The sequence below is a fragment of the Aureibacillus halotolerans genome (assembly GCF_004363045.1).
GTDB lineage: Bacteria > Bacillota > Bacilli > Bacillales > DSM-28697 > Aureibacillus > Aureibacillus halotolerans.
The window spans coordinates 39213-50884 of the sequence record NZ_SNYJ01000006.1; the positions used below are offsets into that span (position 1 = coordinate 39213).

The following is an 11672-nucleotide window of genomic DNA, read 5'->3' on the forward strand; positions in this document are numbered from 1 at the left end:
TCCATTCCTTATTGCACCCCCTGTCGCTCAATGGTGACTGCATGTGCTATACATGGAATCGATTCTTTTTGCTGATATGAAAGTGGGGAAAGCAACGCGCCTGTGGCCACTGCTAAAATTCTCTGTAGCCTGCCTTGGTTCATTTCATTGATAAAATGACCATAAATACCAACGGCAGAGCATCCACAGCCACTTCCGCCTGCCTGCACCTTTTGATCTTTGCTATACATAAGCAGTCCACAATCGACATACGTTTCATCCATCAGCTCTAGCCCTTGATCTCTTAGTAAATCGAGTGAGGTCGCCCGACCAATCTGCCCCAGATCGCCTGTCACAATAAGATCATAATCCGCAGGTGTACGTCCGGTGTCCGCGAGGTGTCGTTGAATCGTATCCACAGCTGCTGGAGCCATTGCCCCACCCATATTAAACGGATCCTTTAAACCCATATCAACGACACGACCGAAGGTGACAGAGGTAACTCTTGGCCCATTCCCTTGTGATTTCAGGACAGCAGACCCTGCTCCGGTGACCGTCCATTGTGCTGTAGGAGGTTTTTGACCACCATATTCTGTTGGGTACCTAAATTGCTTCTCAACCGCTGCATTATGGCTTGCTGTGCCTGTGAGGACAGTATCCGCGTATCCACCATCAATAAACATTGCTGCAAGTCCCAGCGCTTCAATTGAGGTTGAACACGCCCCAAACACACCAATGTATGGCCTATCCATAGCAAGTGTCGCAAAGCTGCTCGATGTAATTTGATTAAGTAAATCTCCACAAACGATATGCTGGATATCTTCTTTCACTAACCCGCCTTTTTCAATCGCGATTTCAAAGGATGTTTGCAGCAATTTTTTTTGTGCTTTTTCAAAAGAAGACTCGCCAATATACAAATCTTCATATAGATAATCGAAAGCATCAACGAGATTGCCTCTTGCTTCAAACGGACCTCCAGCCACACCAGTCGAATGGATGACAGGTGGATGATTAAAGGAAATGGTGTACTGTCCCTGCCTCATCCAATCACTCCCAACGTGATAAGTATCGTTTTTATGATGGAAATGACAAAGGCTGAGAAAACCCCAAAAACGATGACTGATCCAGCAAGCTTAAACATGTTGCCACCAACGCCAAGTACATACCCTTCTGTGCGATGTTCGATTGCTGCGGAAATCATAGCGTTCCCAAATCCCGTCACTGGAACGGCTGAACCTGCTCCGGCCACTTGAGCGATGCGATCATACACACCGAATCCTGTAAGAAGCATTGAGATAAAGATAAGGACAGCCACAGTTGGATTTCCAACGGTCTGTTCCGTAAAATCAAAGTACGTTACAAAAAAGAGGCTAATGGCTTGACCGATAAGACAAATTAATCCTCCAAAGAAGAAAGCCTTTAAACAATTCGCTACTACTGGTCGCTTAAGCTCACGGTCTTTTTCGTATGCCTGATACGCTTTTTGTTGAGGTGAAACCTCGTTCTTCGCCATCTCTTTCACTCCTTTTTCCAATCATTTTTCATGCGGTTTCATAACTTAATGAAATGATTTTTTTGACGCGATGATTTATTTCTTTTTTAGTAAGATTTTTTTTCACCATGTCTTTTTTTAATTCCATGACTTCAGAGAGTATCTTTTTGTCGCTTGACATGGTCACTTCTAAAGATGATTTTTTTTCACTCAATTGCTTTTTGAGCTTTGATTCAATTTCGCTCATTTGGAATCGCTTTTCATGGTGAACATCGTACGCAAGCACCATTTCTTTTTCACCATTTACCGCCTCAACAGCCTTAATTTCAGGATTTTTCTTTAACCATTCCTCAATGTCATGTGACACTTGTTGAGTCACCGCAGTTGATGCTTCGCTGCTTAGATGGAGCAGACGATCTGTATCCTGTGCTTGGTTTCCTCCTTGACAAGCACCTAATACGACGATTAAAAACATGAGAACAACAATCCTGAAGACCACTATTCATACCTCCTCTTAACAAATTTTGAATGGATCAGCGTTCTTTCTACTAAGATGAGGTTATTTTGTGTGGATCAAGCAAACCTTAAACTGACATTTTTTACATGCAGGATATTGTAAAGGTCTATATCATTTTTGAGGCTCTATCGAACACGTATCATTGCCTTCTCTCACTAGCTTGAACACGCCTCTTTTTGTCACTTTACTATTTTTGTTTCGCGCTCAATTTTAGGGCGTGTCTTAAAACTCGCTAAGAGGCATCTGTCACCGCCTTTTCGTCCCCTGCTGCGTTCCTTTTTCTTGACGTACGTCCGGTACGCCTGCGAAAAAGCGCCTTGCGTGGAACAAAAATTCGGCAACATCTGCTCCCTTCTGAGTTCTCAGACACGCCCTAGTACCTAAAGGACTTCAATCTTTCCAAATAAAAAAACGCTACACGATGCTCGTAGCGTTAGGGTTATTGCTTATGAAAACAACTTTCGCAGTACATAAATCCCCCGTCCCTGAATGGAAGAAAGCTTCGCATTGATGTTGCCCTTATGCCTTTTAGGGGGCAAGAAAATCAGGACCGCTTCGTCAAAATACTTTGCTTTCCACGGGCACGGCTTCAGCTTCCTCAGAAATCAAAAAGCGGCTTTCCTCCGGGATCTTCAGCTCGCGCTGGTCTACCCTTTATGGTACAAGCGAGCATATGGCTGTTTGTATAGAAAGCAACCACAACAATGAATTTCTTGTTTCCTCAGTTATATCTAGTCCTGTCTGCCAAATGTAATGTTCGGAAGTTGAGTTATGTCTTTTACATTGTGGGTTATCTTTCCCCTAATGGATAGCCTGTATAACCCTCGTAGCAGTGGCGATGAACAAGCTTTGGTTGGTTGCTATACACAATGCCCCCAAACATCCCTTCCTTGTCATTGGCAAACGTATGACGCACGCAGCCCTTAATTTTATGAATATGAGATGTTGCGCCAACAGGAATGGCAGGACCAGTCGTTCCTGAAAAGGCGTGAAAATGTCCGTTAGCGAAGCTCGTAACACCTGTATACGTATGAACATGACCATCTTCTGCATTGCCATTCGCTTCAAATACAAACGTATTCACGCCATGAAAATGTCCAGCATCCACAGTCGAGTACACCCCAAAATAATGGGCATGCGCTTTTGCCAGCATAAAAGCCTCCTACATGTCAGTTTTTCCGGTCTTCCATGACCTGGAGAACTCTGCCTTCTCTAGCACAGTATAGTAACGTCCGTTGGTTTTTGTTACCTCGACCGGCAAATCCAACACAGCTGAAAGGTGACCTGAAGTAAACACGTCCTCGGTTTGCCCCTTCTTATGTATTTCTCCATTGTGCATAAGTAACGCTTTTTCAAAAAACGGCAAGACTTCCTCCGTGTGGTGTGTTACATACAATACGACTAGGTCGCTTTCACGACTTAAATCCTCAACAGCTTGCAGCAAACTTTCACGTGATGGAATATCTAATCCTGTGCAAGGTTCATCGAGAATCAACAGCTCTGGATCTGCCATGAGTGCTCTTGCAAGTAATATCCGCTGCTTCTCCCCTTGTGACAGTGTCATGTAGGCATGTGTCGCAAAAGCTTCCATCGACAATGACGTTAGCAGGGCTGTTGCCTTTTCTTTATCTTGCTGCGTCACTTCTTCATATATGCCGATAGAGGCAAATTTCCCACTTACTACAATATCGAGACAGCTTTCATGGCTCTTGAGTCTTTCCTGTAATGCAGAGCTTACCCAGCCTACTCGCTTGCGAATTTCCCAAAGGGGGAATTTACCGAATGTCTCGCCGAACACCTTAACGTCTCCGGATGAAGGGAACATATTCCCGCTAATAATATTTAACAGGGCTGTTTTACCCGATCCATTCTTTCCAAAAACGACCCACTTTTCACCCTTCTCAACTCTCCAAGATACGTCTTTAAGAATTTGACGTCCGTTACGTTGCCAGTTAATCGTGTCTAATGAAAATATGCTCATCTTTGTCTCCTGCCTTTACTTTGCTGAATTTCTTAACTACTTCCCTAAAACTAGCCTGTTTCCTTCACTAATTACTCAACTTACGCACCTTACATTAGGCAGACACACTTAGATAAAACTTGTTAAACCTGAAGGTCATTGTTTTGGTTGCTTTTTATACAAGCTGCCATACGCTCACTTTCCACGGGCGAACTGCGAGCCTCCTCGATCGCATGCGCTCTCTGTGGGGTCTCGCTTAGCTCGCTTTTCCCGTAGGAGTCTCGCTAGTGGCAGGCTTTTCATGATAAACTCATTTTTTTGTGACATGAATTAAAAAGGACTAATCTATTTATTCAGAACGTAGAGATCCGCTTACTTACGTAAAGGCGATCTTTTGGGAAACAGTATTGCGAGCATTGACACCTTAATAATTATTGAATACAGCAGGAATTGTTCTCAAGATGTCAATTGATCTATTTCACCTAGCGTGCACTCAAACACAACCCGCGTTGAAGTTGATTTCGCACTACCCAAGTTATCTAAACATAAGTCCACTGTTTCATCAATACTGCACAAGGTGATGTAACTTTGCATGAAACGATGCACTTACTTGTCTTGTCTGGTAAGCAATCACGCATTAACATGCTTTCTTACTCGTTATACGAGACCGAGACAAAAAACAATTTACGCAGAAACAAACATCAGCGTAGTCAAAATACGCAGACTCCTGCGGCAAAGAAATCACGACGAAGTCTTTTTGAGTCGATGATGCACTTGTACCCTTTAGGGTGAAAGCGAAGTATTTTGACGAAGCGGTCGTGATTTCTTTTCACCTCCATAAGTGCATCATAAGATCGAATGGATCTGATTTTTGCACTGCGGAAGTTGCCAAATTTATTAAAACAAACATTTTGATGGTTAATGATTGCATTGTCGACATGACCTCTTTATACTCTTTTTAGCCTAGAGCAATATTTACAACTATATCAAAGAAAGGAAGTGACATTTACTGTTGCATGGAGACCACAGTTTCTTCAAGCTCAGTTCATCATTATGAATCATGATCCATCAGTCACCTCATTAATCATCGTCGTTTTAGCTGCCTTTATCACGCCAATCCTTTTAAAGAAATTCAAATTAACGATCATTCCAATCGTTGTCGCTGAAATCATTATCGGTTTAATTATCGGACAAAGCGGCTTTGACTTGGTACAGCAAGATCAGTGGATTGAAATATTATCAACACTAGGGTTCATCTTTTTAATGTTCCTGAGTGGTGTTGAAATAGATTTCTCTATTTTCCTTAAGAAAAAGAAACCAAAAAAGCTGCCGAGTGGAAAAGAAGAACCAAACACTTTCAAAGTGGCGACAATTGTTTTCGTCTTTATTTTCGGTATTTCTTATTTGCTATCACTGATGCTTGTTTGGTTCGGATTTACAGACAATGCCTTCTTTATGACGCTCGTTATTTCAACCATCTCATTAGGTGTAGTTGTTCCTACATTAAAAGAAACGGGGATTATGAAGGATAGCATTGGCCAGATCATCCTGCTCGTTGCTGTTATTGCTGATCTTGTGACAATGATTTTCCTCGCTGTCTTCGTTTCCTTTTATCAAGAAGGTGGCAACATCTTTTTGCTATTAATTTTGTTTGCAGCAGGCATTTTGCTTTACTTTGTCGGCAAATTTTTTCGTCACCGTACATTTTTCGAAACCTTATCTACGGGTACGATTCAAATTGGAACAAGGGCTGTATTTACGCTCATTATCGTCTTGGTTGGCTTATCAGAAAGCGTTGGAGCAGAAAACATCCTAGGCGCTTTTCTCGCTGGTGTGCTCGTCTCGTTGCTGTCTCCTAATCGGGAAATGGTTCGTCAACTTGATTCTTTTGGCTATGGTTTTCTCATCCCCATCTTCTTTGTGATGGTCGGTGTGAAATTGGATTTAATCGAGCTGTTCTCCGATCCGAGCGTGTTTATACTAATTCCAATGCTGCTTTTAGCCTTGCTTATTTCAAAAATCATTCCTGTGCTTGTGATGAAAAAATGGTATGACATGAAAACTGTTTTAGGCTCTGGTTTCCTTTTAACCTCTACCCTTTCACTCGTCGTCGCAGCGGCCACGATTGGGGAGGAAATTGGTGTGATTACGACACAAATGTCATCTGCCTTAATTCTTCTTGCTGTCATTGCATGTATTTTGTCACCAATTTTGTTTAACAAGGTGTTTCCGAAGCAGCATGAGATGCAACAAAAAAAACGCGTTTCTGTGTTCGGTGCGAACCAGCTCACTCTGCCGTTGTCCTTAGAGCTAGAGGAAAGCTTGTATGACGTTCATTTGTATCATACCGAGCAGTCGCAGCAGCGCCAAGAAGCTGAGAAGATGGCCAAATCTCACTTCAAGGTTCACTTTATAAAAGATTATGAGCACAACACATTGGAAGACATTGATATGTACGACAGTCACATTGTTGTTGCCGCAACGGGAAGAGACGATGTGAACATGGAGATTGCGCAACGAGCACTTTCTGCGGGCATTGACCATGTGGTGGCACGTATTGAGGAGCCTGCCAAAAGCGATGAACTTATTAACCAAGGGGCAAAAGTATTTTCCTCGTATTTTTCCACAAAGACAATGCTACGTGCATTAATTGTTGCGCCTCATGCAGCAAGCATATTTACGACAACTGAAGAAGGTCTTACTGAGATACATCTGCAAAACGAAGCTTTTAATGACGTTGAGCTACGAAAATTCCCGTTTTTCGGTGATACGATCGTCGTTCGAATTTTTAGAGGTGAAGAATCGATTGTCCCCCATGGCGATACGAAGCTTAGAAGAGGAGATCGTCTCATCGTGACCGGTTCTGAGGATAGTGTCGATGATCTAAGAGAGGTTTTGACATAATAAATTAGGGAAATCAGTCTGTATTACACATACAGGCTGTTTTCTTTTTTGTTACCTTTTATTGTAATTAAATCCTATATATCAACATTTGCTTGTATAATGAGTACAGTATAGATACGAGGTCAATGGCCTAAGAACAAGTGCTCAATTGATGTATTCGCACTACTTGCATTGACCATAGTATAGTTAAATTGATCTGAAGGCAGGAGGGTGGCATATGAAAAACAAAAAAAGCATGATTGTTTCCATTTTAATTGTCTTCCTAGCCATTGCGATCAGCAGTGCATTGGTTTATACACAGCCCTCCACTCCTGTTGACAACGTAAACCAAGTACAAAAAGCACAGGTCAGGGAAGTTCATCAACCACTGCTTGACCCACCTGTGCTTAATCTTTTTGCAGACGACATTAAAATCGTTGCAATGGGGGATTCTTTAACGAAGGGAGTTGGAGACCCAACTGGTCGTGGCGGTTATTTACGGTTTTTAAAAAAGGACTTATTACATTCTGGGAATTTCAATTCAATTAATATCACGAACCTTGGTGTCACAGGGTTACGCTCCGACGAGTTAATTAAGCGCTTGGACCGCGAGAAATACAGAGAGGCATTAACGTCTGCTGATCAAATTTACATTACAATCGGCGGCAATGATCTCGTGAAAATTATGTACAATAATATTATGTCCCTTACAATTACACCATTTATGGCTGAAACAGAGCCTTACGGGAAGCGAATTGAGACGATCTTAAAAGAAACACGTAAAATAAATAAAGCTGCACCTATTTTCTTAATTGGAATGTACAATCCGTTCTCCAAATTCTTTAAGGATATCGATGAAATGAACACAATTGTGAAAACGTGGGACTCGGAAAGCCGTTCAATTGTTCAACAGTTTGATAATATTACCTTTATCCCGATCAGAGACATCTTCCTAGATACCTCTGACAATCTCTTATACGAAGATAATTTTCACCCGAATGTGGATGGCTATAAGCGAATTGCGACCCGCGTCGATACGTACGTAGAACAAGCACTAGATACATCAGACGAGTAGTAAATCGACAGAAGGGGTCTTTGCGTATGAAATCTCTCAACAAAAAATCGCTCTGGAAATGGCTCTTTATCGCTTTGGCTGGTGTTAATGTTGCCATTGTTGCTTTTCTCATATGGGCTATATTTGGACCGATTACCGTTCCGCATGATACCTCAGCCTCTCCAGTTGCAGAACGAGATAGTTATCCATTTACCATTGAGGCATCAAAAACAGACTTAAACGAAGTCATTGACACATTTCTTGAAGAGCAAACAAAAAATGCAATTATTCCATATACAATTCGGTTAGAGGAAAAGGATGTCAGACTTTACGGATCGATTAAAGCGTTTGGTCAAGACGTCGATTTATTGTTGGCATTCACTCCTAAAGTACTTCCAAATGGCGATTTAGAGCTCCATCAATCGCGGCTGCAAGTAGGAGAGCTTCCTTTGCCAGTAAAAACGGTATTGGAATATGTGCAGCGACATTATGCACTTCCTGATTGGGTAACGATTCGTCCCAAGGATAAAGTTGTTACCGTTGAGCTGACCGAATTCACTTCTACTGGTGGCGTCTCATTTGAAGTGAAAAATTTCGACCTCCCAAACAACCAAATCAAAATCGAAATTAAAGTGCCTCGTAAGCTCATTCAAGAACAGTCATAATTGTCGAATGCCAGCGTGCGTATACACATTCAACCGTTTTGATAGTGTTGTGGCGCACACTCCTTCCTTCCTGCACATAGGATAAATGTGATGCTCCGGCATCCATCTAACTATGAACAACGGGAGGAAGACTTATGGCTCAAAATCCGTTCTTTGATTCCGTCGAGAAGAAAACTGGTGTCAAAATGAATGATCTTTTAAAACTGGCAGATTCCCTGCAACACGCAAACTTGAGAGATGAAAAAACCGTTCGCCAGGTGATTCAACAAGTTTCTTTAATCGCGAACAAACCTGTTTCCAAACAAAAAGAAGATAAGCTCGTCCAGGCCATCCTTAAAGACAATGTCCCATTGGACTTTTCATCACTTTCAAAAATGATGGATAAAAAGTAAACGAAAAACGGCAGAGATAGCTCTTTGCCGTTTTTTGATCCGTTCTTACTGTGGATTTCTTCATGCCCTCCTACCCTCTAGACGGAGATTCGGTCACACAACCAACCCATAGACACATTCCCTTATCGCTCCGCATACAATACAACGACCTCAGCAATGGGTATTCGAGATGAAGGAGATGGGTTAAAATGTTCCGTTACCCCCCCAATCATCCTAATGTGCGTCCTCCCTTTCAACCACCCTCTCATCGTGGACCTGGCTTTTCTCCGCAATCCTTTATGCCTCCTATGGCCAATCGAGGAATGCCATTTCCACCACCTGTTCAAGCACCTCCCGCTGCGGCCGGCGGTGGATTTTTGCAAAGCTTGATCAGCAATGTAAGTGGCGGTGGTGGAATTGAAGGCGCCATGGGAAATATGCAAAACATGTTAAAGCTCGCAGAATCAGCAGCACCGATTGTCAAGCAAGCACAGCAATATGGGCCAATGCTTAAAAACTTGCCTGCGATGTTTAAAATGATGAAGGCATTTACTGACATGAAAGGCAGCGGTGATGAGACGGCTACTGAAGAATCAGGTAATCAAGAACCGTCAGTATCAGCTACTACTGCTAAAAAAACGAAAGAGCCTCTTTCAAATAGTGACAACGAATCAGTCTCACAATTCTCCTATGAAGAGGAGTATAGCAAAGAGGTAGAAAAGCCATCGACACCAAAGCTTTACGTATAATTATACTCACTTACTGAGAGAAGTCGGGTTGGTCCCTCCATAACGATTTTCTTTCTTAAGTGTTTTTTAAAGAAATGACATCTTCAATCTCATTTGCTGGGAAGTATAGTCTTGCGACAAATGAAGAGACTCATGGCCTTTAGCAATCACGACCATACGTTAAAGCTGTTCTGCAAGAATTCTGGCAGAATGTTTAAAATGACTTGCCAAACACGCATGAATCATCACTTCCAACGAGGAACATATCACAGGCTGAACAGGTTCATCGAACATGTGGCAAGAATGTTTACTAAGTGTTGTAATTCTTTGATTAAACGCTTGCTGAAGCAAATCAGATCCTTCTTGGAGGGTCGCAGCTTTTCTGAACACCTCTGCATATATGAGATAAAAATCGACAGGAGGCACGAGGTCATCGTTGCGATTATCTAAGCGGTTAAACACCTTCTCAAGCACCTTTCGAATGGATGCAAAGTCTAAAGCACCACGTAAATCTTCAATCAAAAGGAGAAGAACGGCTTGATCTCCTGAGTATTTTCGTCCAAGCCACGGAGTACCAATAAGCTCCTTCGCATCCCGCTTTAACCAATTTCGAACTGAGGTTTCCTTCATGTCGACGTCATGTACCATATTGCCTAACATGACAATTTCTTTTAGGGACAAGCCGACAGAATTTACTTTTTTTTCTTCTAGTTTCTTAAGCAGCGATGCAAGCTGGGGAAGGTCATCATATTTCCCTTGTCTACTGGCTTTATATGTTTCGACGTCCCCGATGAGTAAAGCTGCAACTGTTTTTCTAGACCAAACATGCACATAAAAAACCTCTTTCTTAATGGATAATGATTGAATTGTAAACCTATAATGATTATAATAGGACTAAGTAACATAAAGGTTCAAATGAACCTGAAATTAGTAATGCCATTATAAACTAGGGAGGCTCAACAATCAAAGATGTTTAAGCGAATTATGCTTTTCGTTCTCACGAATATTCTTGTTATCGTGACCATCTCTGTCGTGCTTAATGTATTAGGTGTAGGCAGCTATATCAATATGGATGGCAGTCTGAATCTCACGACATTGTTAATTTTCAGTGCTATTGTAGGCTTTACCGGGGCTTTTATTTCTCTTGCCATCTCAAGATGGATGGCGAAATTCGCTATGCGCGTACGTGTTCTTAAACCAGAAGATCCAAACCTTAGTGCTCAGGAACGAGATCTTGTCGAGCGCGTGCATCGCTTGGCGCAAACGGCAGGTATTTCAAAAATGCCACAGGTCGGCATTTACGACTCACCAGAAGTCAATGCGTTCGCAACCGGGCCTTCTAAAAATCGCTCCCTTGTGGCAGTATCAGCTGGATTGCTTTATGAATTGGATGACAACGCCGTTGAAGGCGTCCTTGCACATGAAGTGGCTCATATTTCAAACGGTGATATGGTCACCATGACACTCCTCCAGGGGGTTGTGAACACCTTTGTCGTCTTTTTGGCAAGAGTGGCTGCTTGGGCAGTGTCTCAAATTCGCGAAGAATTTTCACCGATAATCCACTTCATTGCGATTATTGTGTTTCAAATTTTGTTCTCGATTCTTGGCAGCATTGTCGTTCTTGCGTACTCTCGTTATCGTGAGTACCATGCAGACAAAGGTGGCGCAGATCTTGCGGGCAAAGACAAAATGGTTCATGCCCTGCGTTCACTACAAGCTTACTCGGATCGTGTTCGTTCAGAAGACACGTCTGTTGCGACATTAAAAATTAACGGCAAAGGTGCCATGAAGCTCTTTTCTAGTCACCCTCCACTTGAGGAACGTATTCAACGCCTCGAAGAACGTTAAGAAAAAAGTATGTTAAACAAGGGAAGCCATCCTCAGATGAGCTTCCCTTGTTTTTGTATTAGGATGTTGCATAGAAAAAAAGCTGCTTTGGTCTTGTTAAAGACGTACAAAGCAGCTTTTCAGGCTGATGAGAAACGCTCGCTTTCTTCGTTGCTTTGACTTGTCCGGTGCTCAT

At 42.3% G+C, this 11672-nt stretch carries 12 protein-coding genes; 6 read left to right on the forward strand and 6 right to left on the reverse strand.

Translation table 11 applies throughout. From position 1 onward, the window contains the following. Positions 1 to 8: 8 nt before the first annotated feature. The 5 genes from spoVAD to EV213_RS08765 form a co-directional block, all read right to left on the reverse strand. Positions 9 to 1022 (reverse strand): stage V sporulation protein AD, encoded by a 1014-nt coding sequence (gene spoVAD, locus EV213_RS08745; protein WP_166639225.1) that lies wholly within the window; start codon positions 1020 to 1022, stop codon positions 9 to 11. Next, entirely contained in the window at positions 1019 to 1492 is a 474-nt protein-coding gene (spoVAC, locus tag EV213_RS08750; protein ID WP_133580148.1) for a stage V sporulation protein AC, read from the reverse strand. The genes spoVAD and spoVAC overlap by 4 nt, the downstream gene beginning before the upstream one ends. Before the next feature lie 28 nt (positions 1493 to 1520). Next, positions 1521 to 1946 (reverse strand): hypothetical protein, encoded by a 426-nt coding sequence (locus tag EV213_RS08755; protein WP_133580149.1) that lies wholly within the window; start codon positions 1944 to 1946, stop codon positions 1521 to 1523. Positions 1947 to 2778: 832 nt separating this feature from the next. Next, positions 2779 to 3141, reverse strand: coding sequence for a YmaF family protein (locus EV213_RS08760; RefSeq protein WP_133580150.1), 363 nt, complete (start codon positions 3139 to 3141; stop codon positions 2779 to 2781). 9 nt (positions 3142 to 3150) lie between these two features. Next, entirely contained in the window at positions 3151 to 3969 is an 819-nt protein-coding gene (locus tag EV213_RS08765; RefSeq protein ID WP_133580151.1) for an ABC transporter ATP-binding protein, read from the reverse strand. 1032 nt (positions 3970 to 5001) lie between these two features. On the opposite strand from EV213_RS08765, the gene EV213_RS08770 reads away from it, so the two are divergent. The 5 genes from EV213_RS08770 to vrrA all read left to right on the forward strand — a co-directional run bounded on the left by EV213_RS08770 (position 5002) and on the right by vrrA (position 9670). After that, positions 5002 to 6852 carry a monovalent cation:proton antiporter family protein gene (locus EV213_RS08770; protein WP_133580303.1) on the forward strand — a complete coding sequence of 617 codons (1851 nt, stop codon included), beginning with the start codon at positions 5002 to 5004 and terminating at the stop codon, positions 6850 to 6852. 217 nt (positions 6853 to 7069) lie between these two features. After that, positions 7070 to 7906: an SGNH/GDSL hydrolase family protein gene (locus EV213_RS08775; protein WP_133580152.1), complete on the forward strand. Its 837-nt coding sequence runs from the start codon at positions 7070 to 7072 to the stop codon at positions 7904 to 7906. A gap of 26 nt (positions 7907 to 7932) precedes the next feature. Continuing rightward, entirely contained in the window at positions 7933 to 8550 is a 618-nt protein-coding gene (locus EV213_RS08780; protein ID WP_133580153.1) for a YpmS family protein, read from the forward strand. A gap of 134 nt (positions 8551 to 8684) precedes the next feature. Beyond that, positions 8685 to 8942 (forward strand): stage VI sporulation protein F, encoded by a 258-nt coding sequence (locus EV213_RS08785; RefSeq protein WP_133580154.1) that lies wholly within the window; start codon positions 8685 to 8687, stop codon positions 8940 to 8942. Between the two features lie 188 nt (positions 8943 to 9130). Beyond that, entirely contained in the window at positions 9131 to 9670 is a 540-nt protein-coding gene (gene vrrA, locus EV213_RS08790; RefSeq protein ID WP_133580155.1) for a VrrA/YqfQ family protein, read from the forward strand. 159 nt (positions 9671 to 9829) lie between these two features. Here vrrA and EV213_RS08795 read toward each other — a convergent pair whose 3' ends face one another. Beyond that, positions 9830 to 10480: a DUF1836 domain-containing protein gene (locus EV213_RS08795; protein ID WP_166639226.1), complete on the reverse strand. Its 651-nt coding sequence runs from the start codon at positions 10478 to 10480 to the stop codon at positions 9830 to 9832. 138 nt (positions 10481 to 10618) lie between these two features. Here EV213_RS08795 and htpX point away from each other — a divergent pair, with 138 nt between their 5' ends. Further along, complete coding sequence (gene htpX, locus EV213_RS08800) at positions 10619 to 11497, forward strand: protease HtpX (protein WP_133580157.1); 879 nt, start codon at positions 10619 to 10621, stop codon at positions 11495 to 11497. Positions 11498 to 11672: the final 175 nt, after the last annotated feature.